The sequence below is a fragment of the Gluconacetobacter diazotrophicus PA1 5 genome, from assembly GCF_000021325.1.
GTDB classification, from domain to species: domain Bacteria; phylum Pseudomonadota; class Alphaproteobacteria; order Acetobacterales; family Acetobacteraceae; genus Gluconacetobacter; species Gluconacetobacter diazotrophicus.
On the sequence record NC_011367.1, the window covers coordinates 1 to 18,608 of the forward strand.

General features: G+C 55.2%; 19 protein-coding genes and 2 pseudogenes. 6 read left to right on the top strand and 15 right to left on the bottom strand.

What is annotated here, in order from left to right:
• Position 1: 1 nt before the first annotated feature.
• Positions 2 to 244, bottom strand: a pseudogene (locus tag GDIA_RS18880) (replication initiation protein); the annotation flags it as partial.
• 688 nt (positions 245 to 932) lie between these two features.
• On the opposite strand from GDIA_RS18880, the gene GDIA_RS18885 reads away from it, so the two are divergent.
• A complete protein-coding gene (locus GDIA_RS18885; RefSeq protein ID WP_244455152.1) occupies positions 933 to 1,613 on the top strand; it encodes a replication initiation protein in 681 nt (226 codons plus the stop codon).
• A gap of 478 nt (positions 1,614 to 2,091) precedes the next feature.
• Here GDIA_RS18885 and GDIA_RS17900 read toward each other — a convergent pair whose 3' ends face one another.
• The 6 genes and pseudogenes from GDIA_RS17900 to GDIA_RS17925 form a co-directional block, all read right to left on the bottom strand.
• A complete protein-coding gene (locus GDIA_RS17900; RefSeq protein WP_012555424.1) occupies positions 2,092 to 2,745 on the bottom strand; it encodes a nucleotide-binding protein in 654 nt (217 codons plus the stop codon).
• 117 nt (positions 2,746 to 2,862) lie between these two features.
• Positions 2,863 to 3,442, bottom strand: a pseudogene (locus tag GDIA_RS17905) (tyrosine-type recombinase/integrase).
• Between the two features lie 92 nt (positions 3,443 to 3,534).
• A complete protein-coding gene (locus tag GDIA_RS17910) occupies positions 3,535 to 3,831 on the bottom strand; it encodes a WGR domain-containing protein (RefSeq protein ID WP_012555425.1) in 297 nt (98 codons plus the stop codon).
• Positions 3,832 to 3,993: 162 nt separating this feature from the next.
• Positions 3,994 to 4,278 carry a hypothetical protein gene (locus tag GDIA_RS17915; protein ID WP_012555426.1) on the bottom strand — a complete coding sequence of 95 codons (285 nt, stop codon included), beginning with the start codon at positions 4,276 to 4,278 and terminating at the stop codon, positions 3,994 to 3,996.
• Between the two features lie 4 nt (positions 4,279 to 4,282).
• Positions 4,283 to 4,663 (bottom strand): type II toxin-antitoxin system death-on-curing family toxin, encoded by a 381-nt coding sequence (locus GDIA_RS17920; RefSeq protein ID WP_012555427.1) that lies wholly within the window; start codon positions 4,661 to 4,663, stop codon positions 4,283 to 4,285.
• The gene (locus GDIA_RS17925) at positions 4,660 to 4,890 is read right to left on the bottom strand and encodes a hypothetical protein (RefSeq protein ID WP_012555428.1); all 231 of its coding nucleotides are present in this window, start codon (positions 4,888 to 4,890) and stop codon (positions 4,660 to 4,662) included. The genes GDIA_RS17920 and GDIA_RS17925 overlap by 4 nt, the downstream gene beginning before the upstream one ends.
• A gap of 212 nt (positions 4,891 to 5,102) precedes the next feature.
• Here GDIA_RS17925 and GDIA_RS17930 point away from each other — a divergent pair, with 212 nt between their 5' ends.
• Complete coding sequence (locus GDIA_RS17930; protein ID WP_012555429.1) at positions 5,103 to 5,522, top strand: hypothetical protein; 420 nt, start codon at positions 5,103 to 5,105, stop codon at positions 5,520 to 5,522.
• Positions 5,523 to 5,558: 36 nt separating this feature from the next.
• On the opposite strand, the gene GDIA_RS18130 is transcribed toward GDIA_RS17930, so the two are convergent.
• The gene (locus tag GDIA_RS18130) at positions 5,559 to 6,146 is read right to left on the bottom strand and encodes a DUF4879 domain-containing protein (protein WP_012555430.1); all 588 of its coding nucleotides are present in this window, start codon (positions 6,144 to 6,146) and stop codon (positions 5,559 to 5,561) included.
• 502 nt (positions 6,147 to 6,648) lie between these two features.
• Between GDIA_RS18130 and GDIA_RS17940 the strand changes: the two genes are divergently transcribed.
• The 4 genes from GDIA_RS17940 to GDIA_RS17950 all read left to right on the top strand — a co-directional run bounded on the left by GDIA_RS17940 (position 6,649) and on the right by GDIA_RS17950 (position 10,631).
• Positions 6,649 to 6,879, top strand: a complete 231-nt coding sequence (locus GDIA_RS17940) for a hypothetical protein (protein WP_144880451.1) — start codon at positions 6,649 to 6,651, stop codon at positions 6,877 to 6,879.
• A 256-nt stretch (positions 6,880 to 7,135) separates the two neighbouring features.
• Positions 7,136 to 7,999: a hypothetical protein gene (locus tag GDIA_RS17945; RefSeq protein ID WP_012555431.1), complete on the top strand. Its 864-nt coding sequence runs from the start codon at positions 7,136 to 7,138 to the stop codon at positions 7,997 to 7,999.
• Between the two features lie 400 nt (positions 8,000 to 8,399).
• Positions 8,400 to 9,458 (top strand): hypothetical protein, encoded by a 1,059-nt coding sequence (locus GDIA_RS18895; protein ID WP_012555432.1) that lies wholly within the window; start codon positions 8,400 to 8,402, stop codon positions 9,456 to 9,458.
• 129 nt (positions 9,459 to 9,587) lie between these two features.
• Entirely contained in the window at positions 9,588 to 10,631 is a 1,044-nt protein-coding gene (locus tag GDIA_RS17950) for a hypothetical protein (protein ID WP_012555433.1), read from the top strand.
• Positions 10,632 to 10,684: 53 nt separating this feature from the next.
• On the opposite strand, the gene GDIA_RS17955 is transcribed toward GDIA_RS17950, so the two are convergent.
• The 7 genes from GDIA_RS17955 to GDIA_RS17985 form a co-directional block, all read right to left on the bottom strand.
• A complete protein-coding gene (locus GDIA_RS17955; RefSeq protein ID WP_012222260.1) occupies positions 10,685 to 11,521 on the bottom strand; it encodes an IS5-like element ISGdi1 family transposase in 837 nt (278 codons plus the stop codon).
• A gap of 139 nt (positions 11,522 to 11,660) precedes the next feature.
• On the bottom strand, positions 11,661 to 13,184 hold the full coding sequence (locus GDIA_RS18905) for an SEL1-like repeat protein (protein ID WP_081434772.1): 1,524 nt from the start codon (positions 13,182 to 13,184) through the stop codon (positions 11,661 to 11,663).
• Between the two features lie 43 nt (positions 13,185 to 13,227).
• Positions 13,228 to 14,619, bottom strand: a complete 1,392-nt coding sequence (locus tag GDIA_RS17965; RefSeq protein ID WP_012555435.1) for an HlyD family type I secretion periplasmic adaptor subunit — start codon at positions 14,617 to 14,619, stop codon at positions 13,228 to 13,230.
• 77 nt (positions 14,620 to 14,696) lie between these two features.
• Entirely contained in the window at positions 14,697 to 16,826 is a 2,130-nt protein-coding gene (locus GDIA_RS17970; protein WP_169307529.1) for a peptidase domain-containing ABC transporter, read from the bottom strand.
• Between the two features lie 404 nt (positions 16,827 to 17,230).
• Positions 17,231 to 17,893, bottom strand: coding sequence for a DUF6118 family protein (locus tag GDIA_RS17975; protein ID WP_012555437.1), 663 nt, complete (start codon positions 17,891 to 17,893; stop codon positions 17,231 to 17,233).
• Positions 17,893 to 18,315 (bottom strand): type II toxin-antitoxin system VapC family toxin, encoded by a 423-nt coding sequence (locus tag GDIA_RS17980; RefSeq protein WP_012555438.1) that lies wholly within the window; start codon positions 18,313 to 18,315, stop codon positions 17,893 to 17,895. The genes GDIA_RS17975 and GDIA_RS17980 overlap by 1 nt, the downstream gene beginning before the upstream one ends.
• Positions 18,312 to 18,563 (bottom strand): FitA-like ribbon-helix-helix domain-containing protein, encoded by a 252-nt coding sequence (locus tag GDIA_RS17985; RefSeq protein WP_012555439.1) that lies wholly within the window; start codon positions 18,561 to 18,563, stop codon positions 18,312 to 18,314. The genes GDIA_RS17980 and GDIA_RS17985 overlap by 4 nt, the downstream gene beginning before the upstream one ends.
• Positions 18,564 to 18,608: the final 45 nt, after the last annotated feature.

Below are 18,608 nucleotides of genomic sequence, written 5' to 3' on the forward strand. Positions count from 1 at the left end.
GGGTGCCCTTTAGAGCCGACTTGGCAATGCGGTGAACAATTGGTTCACCTATCCGATCCCAAGCATTTGCTATTAGAAGATTGTAGGTACGACGATCAGTGAGGGTGAGAGGACTTAATTCTATAATATCAACCAGTTCACCTGGTTTGACGATCTCACTGTAATAAGCAGGGTCGTAGGGGTTGCCACGGCCTTTTTGCATCAATGTTCTGATCGGATCATTGGTGCTGGTGGCTTGTGACATAAAACCCTCAACGGTGAGCTAATGTGGATTGGCGGCTCACTTTATGGAAGGGAATGGCTGAAATCAACCTTTTCAAGTTTCTAACCCCACCCCAACACTCACCGTTTGGTGGAACTACCCCAACACTCACCATTTGTTACCCAAACACTCACCGTTTCTTACCCCAACACTCACCGTTTCTTACCCAAACACTCACGCGAATCTACCCGGACCCTCACTTTTCGGCCTGATTTTTCGCAGTCCTCCGCCATTTTTAGAAGGACGAATCTTGAATCTAAAAGAATCTAAGAATCTGAACAAATTCGGTGAGCTTTTGGGTATTATTCCAAACTAGAATCTCGTGGAAAACTCACACCGCCTCTTGGGGGCTACGCCCCCGCCGGCTCGCGGCCTTCGGCCGCCCCGATCGCGCTTCGCACGATCTCCCACCCGGCATCCCCCTGCTCGGCCCTACGGGCCTGCGCTGAACGGACACGCCTTCGGCGTGAATTGATATGTCAGATGGAGCTTCGCTCCATCCTCTTGCTGGATTTATCATCCCCAGGCGCCGGCGCCTCCGGCGCCCTACGGGGCTCCCGCTCCGCGCTCGCCCGGCGCCAACACCACCAGCAGAACCGGGCAAAACCGCAATTTGCTCAAGACGCTGCGGAGTTCGGACGATCGACCACAGGTTCCCCAGACCACACCTATTGCGGCCTTGAATTTCGGGTTCAATGAACCTATTGTTTCCTATGCCGGAGGTAATGAAAGAATAGAAGCATCGTTGCTTCGTCTAATGGGGACTATTGCGATCGTCACCATTCGAAAAGACGGAAAAAGCTATAAAAGACGGGTTCAACTTCTTGGTCCAAGCGATGAAAGCTTGGAAAAAGATGGCTTCCTTCACTACCGCATACCGGAGGAACTAATAGAAATACTTCAAAATAGCGAAGTCTATGCACGCCTCAAAACACAAGTGATGTATTGCTTCGAGTCGAAATATACGCTCTGCCTGTATGAGATGACGGAGCGCCGCATTGGTCTTGAATATAAGCAGACAGAAGAATTTACGATAGAAGAGTTGCGTGGACTTCTAAATGTCCCAGACGGAAAACTTGAACGGTTTGCTGACCTCAATAAATATTGTCTCAAAGTCGCCACCGAAGAAATAAACAAATTGTGCCCATTCTATGTTGATTTTTCTCCTATAAAGAAAGGACGAAAAGTCGAACGGATCGCTTTCCATTGGTTTCCCAAGACCTCAAGTGGAAAGCGCGATGCTCAAATTTTAATCGATCAACATCGTATTGTCCGTCGAGCGAAATTGCGTGGTCTAGCTGCCGAACTGCCGCTTCTGTTAGATTTCGGCACTGAACCGCCAGAAAAGTGAGCCCCCACCCGAAAGCTCACTTTAGAGACGCCTCCACGCTTCCAACCCTCGTCCCAAACGCCGGGCTTATGGAGGCTATCCAGTGATAACACGCCGAAATCATCGTAATCGGCTCTCTTTATTGGAAAGCTCCGTGTTTAGCTCGGCCGGCCGCTTACTCACGGCGCGAATTTGGTATGTCCTCGTTGCACGAGATACTGACGCAATAACCGTTCGGTGATGACGGTCAAAGGTTCACCACCTTCCTCCACACTGAGCTGCCGGAGTGTCCGGTGCATATCCTCCGGAATGTGAATCAGGACCGGCTTCTTTCCAGGGTGACTATCACGCTTGCGTGATGCTGACGCAGAGCTACCACGGCGAGGCCGCTCTGTAGCAGTCACCGGCGGCAAGCCGGGTTCTGTGACAGATATCGGTGCCGGTGCCTCCGGCTCATCAAAGATACCAGCCAATGCAGATACCTTCTTGGGATGTCCCATCACACAGCCTCGCTTACTCGCTTATTCGTATAACCGCTTAATCGCTTAGCCTCTGCATAGGCAGCGCGCAGCTCAACCGCAGCCTTGCCATCCGGCTCCAGTTCCACGGCGGTCTTGCCGATCGGCGTCGCCCTGTAGAAATCCTTGCGGAAGTGAAGCACGGTATCGAACATTGTGATGCCCTTGGCGGTAAAGCCCGCGCGGGCGTCGCTACCCTCCCCGCCTTGGTGCGGCACTTGAGTCAGGATCACAGCGAACGGCGTTCCCGCCTGCTGAACCTGCTTCACGGTCTGAAGTACCGAATGCACGTCCAGTCCACGTGGCGCGACCGGGATCACCACGAAATCGGCCTGTTCGGCCGCCAGCATAGCGATGTCCTTCGAGTTCGCCGGAGTGTCGATAATAATAAGGTCTAACTTGCCGCTATTGCGCCCACGCGAGACATGCAGCGGTAGCCCCGCAACGCTGCTATCCTTCACCATTACGTCGTCTGCTTCCCGGCGTTCAGACCAGTAGAGTGCCGATCCTTGACGATCGTCGGCATCAAGAATGACGACGGCGGCCCCTTCACTTGCAGCTTCGACGGCAAAGGCAGTCGCAATCGTCGTTTTCGACTGCCCGCCCTTCTGTGCAATCACGGCCCAAGTCTGCATGACAGATGACAACTCCCACTAAGCGATTATGCGATTAATACAGCTTAGTTGCTTAGTCTACAACATCGATTAATCGGTAATTCGTTTAGTAAATTAATCGCTTAGTCGCTTAGTTTCCTACCCCCACATTCTTCGTGCGATGTCCTGTTCCTCGGCGCCTGAGGCATTGGCGTAGATGGCGGTTGTGGTGAGCTGGGCGTGTCCGAGCCATTTCTGGACGAGGTTGAGGGGGATGGCGTTGGCGACGGCGGCGACGCCGAAGGCGTGGCGCAGCCCCTTGGGCGAGGCGGCCGGCCCGGACAGCCCGGCCTCGTCCATCACCGCATGTACTGCGCGCCAGCCGGTCATCCGCGCCCACGGCCACAGCCGCACCGCCTGGCCGCGATCGCGGCGCTTCTGCGCCTGGCGGATGCCGTGGACCAGATCGAGGGCGTCGAGCAGGGCAGGGGGCACTGGGACGGCACGGTAGATCCCGGCCTGACGCTTCTTCAGGCTTGCGAACACCAGCACGCCGGCGGGCGAGATCGACGCGATCGGCACTCAGCGCCAGGGCCTCGGACAGCCGGCAGCCCGACCAGGCGAGGGTCATACAGAGGGTGCGCGCCTCGCGCGGCGCCAGTTCGGCCGCCTTGAGGAAACGGTCGCGCTCGGCGACGGTGAGATATTTGCGTGCGCCGTTCGGATCGAAGAGCTGCATCCCCCCGACCGGCGGAGCCTTAACGTCCCGAGGTGCAGGAGCCCGAGGCTCCTGCCGGGAGTTTGAGGGCGGAGCCCTCAAGCCTTGCTTTCTCACGTCTTGCCTCGCGGCTGATAGCCCCGCTTGACCTTCTGCCGCAGCAGGGTTGCGAGGGCGGCCTGGGCCTGGCCGCGATCGGCGTGGAGATCGAGGCGGAGTTGCCCTTGGGTGCCGATGCGGCCCCAGTGGCGAAGCAGGGCGGTGCCGCCGAAGAGATCGTCCTGCAGGCTCAGCCGGTAGAAGCGCCAGCGATTGGCTGCCGGCACGACGTGCTGCAGTTCGGCCGCCTCGGGGAAGAGGGGCAACGGCTGCAGGGGGCGAGACGGGGCCGGATGGGGAGCTTTGGGCATGTTCTCCCGATAAGTGTAACATCCGGGGCGGGGCGGTACCAGGGAAAAGACGTGAGACCGGGGGACGGTCCGGGGTCCGGGGCGGCTCAGCCGGCGCTGCCTGTTACACTATTAGCAATAGTGTAACAGGTGCATAGAAATTGCCGAACCGCACGAGAAACATCATGGTTCCTTGTCCATGCGCCAGGTGGCCGGAACCGGGTAGGGCCGTGCCATCTCCTCGCGCATCCGCGCCGTGACCTCCGCCGCCGGGATGCCGGGACGCTGTTCGTCGCGGAGATCCTGATACGGCACCAGATCCTTGGCTTCACCCAGCAGGACGAACACGGCTTCAGACGGATCGAAAAACACGCCGCGCTCGATCAGATCCAGCAGCCAGTCCGCCAGCGTCGACGGTAGAAACACCTCAAAGCGCAGGCCGCCCTCCCGTGCCGCAATGGCCTTCACACCATCAGGACTCGATTATGGCGACATGGCCACGAAGCCACGGCTTCAGATGCTCGAAATCAAATGTTCCGGCGGCATAAAGGCCGAGAATAAAGTCTTCCGTTTCACCGGCGCCGGCCGTCAGGCGCGCGCCGTTGATGGCCAGGAAAGTCCAGGTCACGGCGAAAGCCGTGCGCTTGTTGCCATCAATGAAGGGATGGTTCTGCGACAGGCTTTCCCAGAGCGCCGCCGCTTCTTCGATCAGGTCGGCATAATAGCCGGTCTGCGGCCGGAAAAGCGCCGCTTCCAGCAAACCCCGATCTCGAATCCCCGTCGCTCCGCCATAGCGCCCGATCTGATCGTCATGGATCGCCAATACCTCGATGACGGTCAGATAGTCCGTCACTCGGCCAGTTTCCGGTAGAGCGGCGCGAATTCCTCATGACTGGCCTGGTAGGCGGCCATGACATGGACACGCGGACGCTGCTGTTTCCGCTTCTCGACCAGATCGGCCAGCGCCTCATCGACCAGGGCCTGGAGTTGCCGCCCTTCGCTACGGGCCAAATCGCGCACCGCCTGCAGGATCTGCGGATCGACCTGGGTCGCGAATTTCTCACGCTGCGGGGTGACCATGACACCTCTCCTGTTGGGTGCCTCACCATATCATGACAGATCATGATCCATCAAGAAATGCCATTCCCCTACCCCTGATAAGGGACATTATCAGGGGCAAAGATGGGCACCAGATATTTGCCCCGCAGGCGAAAGTAACCTATTGAAAAGAGACGACGGAACGTCACGTAGGCGGGATTTCCCCTCAACCTTTCACCGGGAAAGGATCGACAATGCGGATCAGCGGCATATCTTCGATTCTCGATAATGCAACGGCCCAGTCCTCATCGGGTGCCACGACACAGAAGAGCGGGATTTTGCAATCATCGTCTCTCGATTTCAGCAATATTTCCGCGTCGAATCTGCAAGACGTGAATGCGGAACTCTATAATCAGGGGAAGATATCGCTCCGTCAGAGCGGTGACTTGTCCTTGTTGGATGGGTGGGCACTCAAGGGCGTCAATAATGGTCAACTTCGGCAGTCATCGACCGGAACCCTCAACGCCTATTCCTTGCTTGATACCATGATTAATTATCAGGAAACGAACGGTATCGGCGATGTAAAAGATACGGTCGCATCCCTCAAGGCATTGCGCAGTACACTTGAGGAATATGATACCAACAATCAGAATAAAACGGCGATCACGGCCTAAAAAAATGGGCCGCTCGCGCGGCCCATTTTTTCTCGTTCAAAGAACGTTCAGGAAAGTGCTTCCCGTGACATTCGGATTGTTCTGCGATGTGTTGTAGAACGTGAACTGTCCTGACTGGTATCCGCTCAGATTGATGATGTAGATGTATCCGACAGCGGTATAGCCAGGGTCGCACGGCACTGTGACGAGGCCATTTTCGACGCAATACAGGTCACGTTCTTCAAGGGCTCCCGGCGAAATCGTCTGCCCGGCCATGGTGATCTTCGGATAGCCGCTCCCATAGCCTGTTTCCATCACGTAGGTTTCCATCTGCGCGCCGCCTTCATCAAGGGCCGTCGTGGTCTGCCCCTCGGCGATGCTCTCTCCGTTCGGCGCCGTATTGGTCGAGATGATGAATATCACGCGCTCTGCCGAGATGTTGGGGGCCGGCTCTCTCGGCTGGATGGCACCGGTTGCGCTTTGGCTCATGCCGGCCGGTGCTGGGAAGGACAGTTTCCGTTTGAACACGCCCGCCGTCTTCGGCGCTGTCTTGGTCGCTTGGGCGAACGCGCTGCCGACCGGTGCCCCGGCCAGGACGGATACGGAAAGAATGGCTGCAAACGATTTCAGAAAAACACTTTTCATCGTCGCTATCTCCTGTCGGCCATAAGAATAATGGCCCGGTATCAAGGAGCGGAATCTGATGATTATGACGTGATTACCGCGATTGGAAGGGTAACACCCATCATCTTCAATGAGCATTGATCTATCGCATATTCGCAATTTCGTTGACGGATACTCGCGTCCAGCCGGCAAACTTCAGGATTTCTCGCCATGTATGCCTGTGCGCGACATTTGCACCCTCGCAAGGGTGGTGTGAGGGGCAGGCCCTGTGCTATCCTAAAAACAGCGTGTCGTAACGCTTCTTCAACAGGGCGGCCCCCTCTGTCGGGTGGCCTGCTCAATATAACACCCGGACTATTGTCCAGCGGTGAACGGGGAGACCTGTCCATCGTTGTGGAAATAGGCAGGACGTGATTTAGCCCTGTTGAAACACGTTACGACCCGCCCGACGCCAGGCGGGTATGGGGACAGGTGTGCCCTCTTTGCTTCCGTCGTCGTCTAGTCGTGCGGGGACAGAGAGCCAATGGCGATACGAAAAGATGACGATATATCAAGAAATATTTCTGCGGCGGACATGGCTGATGCCTTGATCCGATCCTGCGGTTGGAGCCAAGCGCGCAAGAAAGCGCATACGCACGTCATGCGGTGCATCGAGACGGATCAGCCAGAGGAGGCAGCGTTCTGGGCGACCGTTCGCAATGCCTTGGATCATTTGGTGAGCGCGGAGCCTAAAGCGAACGAAATGATCCATTGATAAAGTGGGATATTGCCGAATGTGTTGGGATTCCGAAGACCATATATTCAACTCTTGGCTCAGGAAGAGCCTTCATGACCAGTTCGGTCATGTTGTCGATGAGCCTATTCCCGAAATCATCAAGGAACAGATTCATAAATTCAATTCCGATTCATCTTCTGGAAAGATGGACGACACGTAGAATACGAAATATTTTCATTGATGAATTTCATTTACGCGCAGAGCTGAGCCACAAGACAGGTCAGGAAACCAAACCATGTACGTTTCAGTGGCAAAGGCTGGTACCATCGTTGATAGCCTGTCGACGAGGGAGAAGAGCAAAGAGGGAGGCGGCACGCTCCTGACGTCCGATCAGCCAGATTCCGCTGAAACAGGCCACGCCGAGACCGAATCTGTTTCGATTACGCTGTCTCAGGCGGCCGTCGACGCTTTGAACGGGACTGCCTCGCAGAACACTCCGGCTTCCATGCAACTCGCCATGTCCCGCATGGACCAGATTATCCGGTCCGGCAACAGCGCGGCAAAAGCCGATGCCGGGGCGCGTGTCGCCAATTTGCAGGCGCAGATGCGGCAGCTCATGGAGACCAAGGATCTCATGTCGCCAAAAGCGCTGGCGGCCGCCCTGGCGCTGATGGCCCGCGAACTGGCCGCCGCCGTCAGCGAGTATGTGCAATGCGGCGGATCGGCTGCCAACGCGGCCATTGGTACCGTCGTACTATCCGCGTCGGCCGACACATCGGCTGATCCGTCCACTGCCGCCCCGGCAACATCTGTAACGGCGGATCAACCCGTTGCGTCGGTTCCCCAGGACGCGACACAGGAACAGAGTGCCCAAGGCCAGACCGCTCCCGGGCAGAGCGGTCAGCAGACCCAGGAAGGAAACGCCGTCGATCATTCGAGCGATGAGACGGAACAGACCGCAGGTGCGGCAAATACCCAGCCTAAAGAAAGCGGGGACGACCTGTTTGCCAAGGCCGTGAAGAGCCTGGCGGAGGAAATGAAGAGCATCCTCAACGAACTGAAGAACAAGAAGAAAAAGGACGATGCGTCCGAAGACCATGATCTTCAATCGACACAGGGTTCTCTCGACAGAATCGATCAGATGATTGGAGGCATATAAGCTTTCCCATCACAATGTCCATGTGACTTCAGTGATGGAAAGCCCAGAGATATAGAAATATTGTATTCCATGGGGCGCTGAATATCGAAAATCTGCGTCCGAATAATGCACAGGGGTCCCAATGATCTCCCGGACCTGAGCGGAGCCGTCGCATGACCCACCTCGCCCTGACCGAGGATTATGCCTGGAATCCAGATCACACCAGCCTCAGACCTCTACGATAAGCCTGATCCCAAACCCATCACTATTGCAGATCATACCATCAAACCGAAATTGAATAAATCATATGTAATATTTGAATATGTTTTCAGTATATTTAACCTTGGCTTCAATGTCATAATGTTATTTTGTAGGCAATAAAAAATCACGGTTAATTCTAAAAAATTGAGGAATAAGAATCATGACGGTAACGGCAACCTACACTGAGAACGCAGATTTCTACAATTCGCCGGCCCTGCCCGCGAATCTAGGTCTGACCATGTTTAATGCAAATGGATATAGTGGGATAATTTCTCTTGCCGCGACCGATAGTACGTATATCGGAGGCGACTATAATGTCGGCGGCTCGCGATATTGGTTAGGATCTCTCTGGCTTGGAGGAATTTCCAACCCTAGCTCCAGCCAACAAGTAGCAATCGATATAACGACCGACAATACTGATGTGGGTCTTTTCGAATTCAGTCCGAGCGCAGGATCAGCCGCCAATTTTATTTTCTTTGGTGGAAACAACGACAGCATCAGTATCTCCAATCAAGTTGAAACCGGAGAAACAATGGATCTGTCCAAAACCACCTTTGAACAATGGAGCAGCACCGCTGGATGGCAAACATCAAATGTCAATGTCATCATTCATGGCACGGCTGGAAATGACTATTTCACAGGGTCGAATCAAAACAATTATTTATTCGAAGGGATTGGGAATAGCATTTTCAATCAAAGCGCGGGAAATGACATTATTTCAACCAACGCATCAGACGGCACCAGCAATACATATTACGCGAAGGATGCTTTGACTTCCTACGAGGGAGGCTATGTAGACGAAAACAACAACTCCTATATGAACAATGGGGACGACTGGCTTCTCCAGGATACTGCCAATGGGAAAATTATTTCTCTGACCAACGTGGGGTCAGTAGTCATTGGAGGCGTCACTTACTCTGCTTCGGTGGAGAACTCTGCTCTACCGTGGACGAATGCGTCCAGTTCGTCGGCGTCAGCCGCCGATGCCCATACCCTTCTAGCTTCAATTGCGACCGGTTCGGGCCTGCAAGCATCAACGCTCGCCGAATCGGCACTGAATGCTCTTGCGGATAACTCCGTAGGTACTTCGCCCGTTTCCGCCCAATCGGAGAATTTATCGTATTCCATTGGCGGAGCCGCAGCACTTATCGGCGCCCATGATAGTTCGATTGGAACAATCGTGCCTGACGATAAATCCAGCACGGCGGCATTGGCCTAATACAGCTCCAAATAATTCAATGGCTTCCCGAGAGAACAGGAAGCCATTGAAATCAGATATTGTGAGCATTAACGACTTATTAACCATTGTCCGGAACTTTAAGGTATCTATCGGTAAGGGACTTTCCTCATGCTGCTCACGATTTCTGACGCTGCTGCATTCGACTTGACGACAATGGTACTGCTTTCCAGCGTAAGCAGCGGCTCGCCGGTCAGTCTGAGTCCTGCCGGTCTGGGCATCACTGCATCGAATGGTGTAGCGACCATGTCACATACTGAGGCCAGCGCTGCAAGTCGTTCTTTGGAAAGCAAATTGACAGCCTCCGATGGAACGGAAAATGGCGTCAATCAAATCGCCGCCCTCTTCAGCACGGCAGCGGCGACAATTAACAGCAGCACGACCTCAGACGCTGAGAAAATCGATGCGTTCAAGACCGTCGCTTCGATATCCACTGCGGCTCGATACAGCGACCTTCCGGAAACGGTAAAGGATGCCTCTCAAATCGCCGATCTCGAAAAAGCCTTCTACACCTCGACCGGCAACTCCACATTTATTCAAACCGCCGTCTCGATGGCCGACGCCACATCCCTCCCCAACGGCGCAACCAGTTTGGAAACAGAATTATACGACGCTATTCAGGAATTGCGCGATCCCGCCAACTTCGCAACGACGTCATATTCTGGTACTGAAAAAATCGCGGGTGGAGCATCGAGCGCGACCGCAATGACATTAACTGGAAGTGCAGCGCTGATGACTTCAGCGTCAACTTCTGCGATCGGCGTTTCCTTTACCTACGGCATTTCCCGACAGGAAATCGAGAACGCGCAGATCATGCCAGGTGACGTGGACCCTGCCTCGGTCGGGCGTGCCCATGTCGTAACCAGCACTGGGTCAGAGACGATCAATCAGAGCGCTGCAATCGCCTCGGGAGAGAGTATCGCCCTTCCTCAATCGAATGAGATAGTCGGCGCGAAAATATCGACAGCCGCCGTGCAGACGACGACATCCGCAAGCACCAGTGGTACGAGTATTCCTGCCGGCGTATTCACATTTACAGCGCCTAACGCCTCAACAGACAGCCATCTATCATTGCTCCAGGAGATTGCGGACATGCTGGGAAGCACTAGCTCAAAGAAGGAGCCGTCCAAGCAGAATGCATCCGCGTTAAGCTGATTGCTATAATCAAAATACATTTCCCATACGTAAGAGCCCGATCCGAAAGTTCTTCAACCGTGACAATGCCTTGCTGTCCGTCGTGTGAGCATTCGGATCGAGGCGATCAATGTCCATGCGGTTGAGGAAGCAATGGATTGTTCCCAGTCTTTGGCGAGCCGCCTGCACCGTCCCAGCCATGCGAATGTCCGTTCAACCACCCAGCGGCGCGGCAGGATCTGAAAGCCCTTCGCCGTATCGGACCGCCTGATGATTTCAAGGGTCCATTTTCCCATGGAGGCGAGCGCGGATCGCAATTTGTCGCCAGCATAGCCGCCATCAGCGAAGATGTGGCGCAGCCAGGGAAAGCGCCTGCGTATCGCTGCCAGGACATCAACAGCCCCATCACGGTCCTGGATGTCGGCGGCATGAACGAGGAGAAAGATCAGGAAGCCGCAGGTATCCGTCACAATATGGCGCTTGCGGCCCTTGACCTTCTTCCCCGCGTCATAGCCCGAAAGCCCGCCACTTTCCGTGGTTTTCACCGACTGGCTGTCAATCACGCCCGCGCTCGGAGAGGCTTCACGCCCCTCGATCTCGCGCAGGCTCATGACCAGCACCGTATTCATGACTTCGAACACTCCGGCACCACGCCAGGCGTAAAAATAGCGCCTGACGGTCGAGACCGGCGGAAAGCATTTCGGCAGCAGGCGCCACGCACACCCGGCCGAGGCTATGTAGAGCATCGCGTTGACCACCTCGCGCATATCCGTAGTGCGGGGGCGACCGCCCCGTTTCGCCGGGGGTACAAATGGCATGATCAAAGCCCACTCCCCGTCCGTCATATCCGATGGATATCGCAACCCTTCCCGGCTATGTTCACGTCGGGCAATACCAGTCCATGTCACCATTCACTCCATCTCTTCGCAAAGACGGATGAATCACAACAGGCTGGTATTGTTCAAAAACTTTCGGATCGGGCTCTAAGAAAAATCCCGCCCTGCCAAAAAAAAGAAGGTCGGGATTTTCTTTTTCAACTCATGATATTAATCAAATATTGAATTCTTTAAGCATATTATTGGCAGCTACGTGACCGCCTGCCGCAGCTCGGCGAGTCCAGAACTCAGCTTTAGTATGATTGTAATACAAAGACCGGCGATTTTTATAGAGCGTCGCCAATGCATACATTGCATCGAGATGCCCGGCGTCGGCAGCCTTGCGGAAAAACCCGATAGCAAGCCCAATGTCTGCCCTACCTCCGAGACCTTTCATAATCATCTCACCAGCAGCAGAATGCGCCGTCACCACGCCCGCTTCGGATGCGTTGATCAATAAACATCTGGCATGATGCATATCACCGTTAGGTGAAGACCTGATATGCGCAGCCAGAACAAGATGGGCCAGTGGATTTCCCTGATTGGACAATTCCTCTATTCTCATCAGGATGTTATTTCCAAATTCCCTCATCTCTTTATTGAACAACATTGTGCATAATTTAATAGCGGCTGGTTCATATCCACTTTTCAGCGCCCGAATATACCACTCCATTGCTTCAACAGGCATTGCACCGGAACCTTGAAGCTTCTCTATTGCTTCGGCCAGCCTGAATGCCGCGATCGGATCGCCGAGCTTCGCTCCAGTCTCGTACCAGCGCCGCGCCTCATCGTCACGCGCTCTTGTGGAATAGATACCGGCCAGCAAGCGGCAAGCCGCGCCATCTCCTTTAATGGCGGCCTGCCGCAACCACGTCTCCCCTTTTATTTGATCGGGAGATCCGCCCTCTCCATCGAATAGGAGCTGGCTGAGACGAACCATGGCTTTGACCACGCCACCTTCCGCAGCGATTTGATAGAACTGTCTGCTTCTGGACAGATCTTTCTCCACGCCCGATCCGACTTCATATAATCCGCCCAGAAGATATGCCGCAGTAGGATTTTTTTCCTCAATAGCAAAAAGCAAAGATTTTTCGGCTTTTCTTATGCTCTCAGCCTCGGCGCTCCGATACTGTAGAAGTATTTGCCCCAGCCCCAATCCAGCTTTACGATTTCCCGCCTGCATTGCAGTCTCATAATGCTCGATTGCCAGGTCAATATTCCGTCGATCGGGATCGACTGACGAATAGATATAACCCAAACAGACATGGCCTTCTGCGGCACCCGCTTCAATTGCCTTCTTGGCCCAATATTCGCTCGCTTTGACGTCAAAGATATTCGCACATTTGCGCTCATCTTTGACTAGGTGTGCGAAATGCGAAGCACCTTCAAAGCTGGGAAAACCCTCAAGATACTGAAAGGATAAATGCACCATGGCCTCTCCAAGTCCGGCTTTCGCTGCAACCGTCAGTTCACGGATGGCCAATGTCCGGTTCCGGGGGACGCCTTTACCCTCAAGATAACAAAGTCCGAGGTAGTAATGTGCCTCTGCGACACCTTTGCTCGCGGCCAAGAAAAAAAGCTTGGCAGCCTTTATCGGATCAGCACCATCCTTGGATTCAAGATAATACTTTCCATTTTTGTATAGTTTCTTGGCGGAACGATAGGTATTTCCATCAAATATCCGTCTGATGGAAATCACTGTCGATATCTCTTCTGGAACTGCGGCGAACAGGAAATATTTTTCATGGCTCCCTCATACCGTCAGTCATGAGCGGAATGAGATTGTTAAGAAGAAATTGCATAATGGTTCGTGTACCCACTTGAATATCTGCTGTAATGGGCATTCCTGGCCGGGGGTGAAACGATGAAGGTACGCCGTGCAACCGATAATCTTCGATATGCAGCCGTGCGCGATAATAGGACTGTGCCGCAGCGGCAGGATCGTTGCTCGCTCGCTGCCCGATCCCGCCGTTTGATACGGCGTCCTGTGACGTATTACCATCGAACGTGTCTGCGCTGATTTCTCGTACCAGCGCCTCAGCACCGCCATACTGAGAGTATGGAAATGCCGCGAACTTGATAATTGCCTTGTTGCCGGGTTGCACAAAACCCGCATCTTTGCTGCTTAAATGCACCTCGACTTCAAGACCGCTATCGACTGGAACAAGCCGCATCAGCTCTGCCCCGGTTGTCAGAACGGACCCAGGTGACAATCTGGCGATCGTCAGGACGACTGCATCCTCTTGCGCCGTCAAGATGGTCATGCTTTTGCGGAGCTTCGCCTTTTGATAGTCGGCATCCGTGGTTGAGAGCTTGTGTTGTGCCTCGCTTAAATCGCGATAGATGTCCGCTCTCCATGTTTCAATATATTCTTGGCGTTCGGCGACGAGCGCCTGCAACTTGGCTTTTGCCGATGCTGCGTCATGCTGGGCAAGGACCTCGGAGCGCTGAACTTCCATCATATCGTTCTGAGCGCCAAGAGTAGAAAGGCGGCTGCCCACCTGTTCCTCCTGCAAGCGAGTTCGCATCCTGTGTACGTTGGTCGCGACTTCGAGCCGTTTAGCGTAGATGGTAGCGTTGGCCAGCGCGCCTTGGAGATCGGCCGCCTGGGAAGCCAGTTGTTCTTGATAGTTCTCGATTTTGGCCGCAAACTCAGCCTTACGACGCAGGAATGTCGCCGCTTGCTGTATTGACGCTGGGTCGTCGGGGTCCGACAGGTAGTCCCTACCCTGCGCTTCCGCAGAAAGGCGTGCGACTTCCGCAGTATAACTTTGGGTTTGTGACTTCAAATTTGCGATATCAGCGTCGTTAACCGTAGGGTCAAGGCGGGATAATACTTGGCCCTTATGAACAAGGTCACCTTCCCGCACGTCCACACTACGAATAATCGACGTTTCGAACGGCTGTACAACGAGAGGTCTCTGAATAGATACTATTTTCCCTTCGGTGGACACCACCCGAGTCAGCGGAAAGACCATCATGAATACGATACTACTCGCGGTCAGCGCACCAATTATCCAAGATATATAGCGGGCTGAAGGCGTGGCCGGCATGTTGACAAGCGCGGCAGTCGGCGAATGAAACTCAAGCAACGCCGGAGGCAAATCGGCATAGTCAAAGGAGTCAGTCTCCACGGCCGATAGACGCCCGCAGGCGTTCGTATTATCCTGGGCATTGTGGGCCTGAGAAATGGTCGTCGGGGAATTCAGGATCAGCCTCCCTGTGAGTCTGAAGATTTCAGACCCGGTTCATCTATGCGATTTTTGTGGGCGTGCCGCTCCATATGTCTGTTTTGCTGCATCCATAGCGCACGATAGGTAGCACAGCGCTCCAACAATACTTCATGTGGTCCAATATCCGCGACCCGTCCGTGCTCCATGACCAAGATCCGATCGCAATTCACCAATGATGAAAGACGGTGAGAGACGATGATCATAGTGCGCCCCTTGCCCATCTGCTCGATATTGGCACTGACGAGGGCTTCGCTCTCCGGATCGAGGGCGGACGTCGCCTCATCAAGAATCAGCAGTTTCGGATCTGAAATCAGGGCGCGGGCAATGGCGAGACGCTGGCGCTGACCGCCTGAGATATTGGTCGATCCTTCCTCTATCCAGGTATCATAGCCTGCGGGGAGCCGCTCGATAAATTCCTCGGCGCCGGCCAGCCGCGCGGCACGCACAACGTCATCAATGGTCAGCCCTGGGCGGCCAGCGATGATGTTGTCACGTATAGAACCACGGAACAGGAAATTATCCTGTAACACCACCCCCAGGGAGCGACGCAAATGGGTCAGATTGATTTCACGCAGATCGATGCCATCCAGCTTCAAATACCCTTCATAGGAGCGGCTGACACCCTGTAGCAGGCGGGTAATCGTCGACTTCCCCGAGCCGGAACGACCGACCAGACCCAGCATCGTTCCGGCGGGAATCGAGAAACTGACATCGTTGAGCGCCTTGGTCGTCGAGCCAGGATAGGTAAAATTCACGGCATTGAACGACAGTGCCCCCTTGATGCGTGGACGCATCCCTTCGGTCAGCGCCTTCGTCTCGGTTGCCTGGTTAAGCACAGACCCTGCTTCGGCAAGCGAAGTCATCACTTCGTTCAGGTCGTCGAGCAATCGGGCCACGCCCACCAACGGCGTTGCGACGCGCCCCCCGAGCATCATGAAAGCAACCAACGCACCGACGCCGACGGTGCTGGCGTTCGTCAATGCGAGATAGGCTCCGACGAGGATGATGCCGCGATTGATGAACATCTCCATCGGCATGGTCAACGTAGTCGGCCAGTTGGCCATGCGTCCGACGGACAGCTTCCAACGAACGACGTCGGCCGTCCGACGGTCCCATTCCTGTTTACGGGCTGGCTCCAGTGCCAGTGTCTTGACCGTCCGGATACCGGCCACCGTTTCGTACATGACCGAGGATCGTTCTGCCTCGGCCTTTACAAGCCAGCCATAGATACGACCGACAGGACGCATGAACACGGCAATCACTACACCGATCATCCCAGCGGTCGCCACAGTCATCCACGCGAGAGTCGAACTCAGGTAGAAGAGAAAGGGCAAAATAACAACAAGTGTGAACATATCGAGGAAGGTAGACATCAGTCGTCCGGTCATGAAGTCACGGACCTTATAAATCGCCATGACACGGCCGATGATGTTCCCAGCCTGCTGCTGTTCAAAATATTCGAGCGGCAGCGCCAAGAGGCGATTGAAGATATGAAGCGATATTCTGGCGTCGATCCGTGTCGTCAGGATGAGCGTTAGTTCACGCCGACCGAAGGACAGCAGTATCTCGTAGATCGAAAGCATCAGAACAATGGCTGCAATGGACACAAGCGTCGCCATCGACCGGTTATTCACCACACGGTCAATGACCTGCATGACCGCCAATGGCGGAAAGATTTGCAGGACACTCAGGGTCAGAGAGGCAAAAGTAATATCACGGAGCGACTTTTTTTCTCGGAGCACCATCCTGGCCAGCCAGGCCATATTGATCGGGGCATCGGCTTCGCTCTGGTCTTGCTGACGCTTGACCAGGAGGATGTCGCCGTTCCAGATTTCCGATAGCCGCATTTCATCTACGGAAACGGGCGCTTCGGTTTCCTCCGCCATTGGGTCGCGCAGCAAGACGACACCACGAATAGGCTCCGCATTGACCATTAGTGCCGCAGAGCCGTCTCGAAACATCAGTACAATTGGCGGTGAATTACGCATCTTTACAAGATGACGCCATTCAATCCGCATACCTTTTGCCACGGCCCCGGAATCATTGAGCCATCGCGCCAAACTCGCTGGAGAGGGCGACGTTTCGTTCGGTTCCGGCCTGAAATCCATCGGATCGAGTTGCAACCCATGATAGCGGCTGGCAACAACAACCGCCCGGAGTCTTATTTGAGCCGGAGTATCCGCGCCTTGCCGGTTTTCAAAAGCACCTTCATCTCGACCACCTATTCCATTCAGTGATTGATCTTGGCCGGGAACAGCAAGGATAGGGTCGGTCAAATCCACAAAACATCCTTTATTCTGGACATAAATTTCACCACAATACGCATATACACGGCAACTCCAGCAGCAACGGACGCTGATCCAGAACAGCGCCGACACGGCGCAGGATTCCTATGCCCTCGTCGCCGCCATCGGTCGTTTGACCGCCCGCAATCTCGCTCTGGATGTCGCCCTCTATGATCCAGCATCTCACCTCAAAGAGGTGAAATGGAAAATGACCAGAACAGAGTAGATCAGTCAGGTTTTACCCCAATTATACAACCTTCCGTCGCCTTCGATTTATTAGCTTCATCCTGGCATGCTTTTACTTTTTCATAATTACTTTGCACGACTCTTTCTTCCCAAAGGAGATTTTTCCAAGCATCAGGATTAGCCGCACTCATCATCGTGCGCCCGGAGTCCCAGCCTCCGTCCCCACCCACAATGAAAGAGGCGATCCTCAGATCGCCCTCCCACGGGATCTCCCGGAACAGAGGCGCAGCGACCCCAAGCCCACACAGGAACGCCAGCCCGGCGGCTCCCAGAACCCACCAACGTTGCCGCTCCCGGTCCCGCGCCTCCCCAATAATGCCGGCCAGCCGCTTCCGCTCCGCCTGCACCTCCCGGATCGCGCCATCGAACGTGTTCTGCATCCTCTGGCTGGCCGCCATGCCGGCCTGTTCCACGGCATAGCGATACGCGGACGGCTCGCTCTTCAGCATCGGCGTGGCTTCAACCGCCTTCAGGCCTTCCCCGACCGCGCGCAGCGCATTCACGATCCGGCCGAGATCCGGACTGTAGTCGGGCGGCCGGTTCTCATGCCATGCTGCCGGCAGGCTTTCCACCGCCCGCCGCAACACCGAGACTTCCGCGCGCAGATCGTCAAACGCGCGCGCGGCCGGATCTATCTCGGACATCAGACATTCTCCCATGGATTGAGAACCCGTACCCCGGCCGCCTCGAACGGCGACACGTCCCGGCTGGCCACGGCATAACCACGGGACGCGGCCGTCGCAGCGATATAGCCGTCCGCCTTGCCGATCGCCCGTCCCTCGGACCTGGCCCGCACCATAAGTTCGGCATAAGCCTGCGACGCGGCCAGATCGAACGGCAGGACACGCCCCTCGAACAGGGGCAGCACCTCCTGTTCCAGCCGCTCATGCAGCACCGCACGCCGCCGACCGGCCGGCATCACCCCGATCCCGAAACGCAGCTCCGCCACGGTGACGGCGGACAGGAAAAGCGTCTTGATCGCCTGGGCGTCGATCCAAGCCAGAACACCCGGCTCCGGGGCGGGCTTCCACGGCTCAGAGATCACGTTGGTATCGAGCAGGATCATTCGAAGGATATCGGCTCGGCCGGGGTCTGGTCCCGAGCCTGCAAGGCCGCGACATCTTGTTCCCGCACGCCGGCTTCACGACCGATGGACGCCAGAAGCGACCCCAGCCGGACCCGCTGCGACGGCCGGACCGCCGCTTCAAGAATGGTCCGGATCTCCGCTTCCGTACTGCGCCCGTGCAACATGGCCTGCGCCTTCAGCGCCCGATGCGTCTCTTCCGGCAGATTACGAATAACGACCGAGGACATGATAGACCCCCCTCATTTCCCAATGATGATATCATATATGTTGAT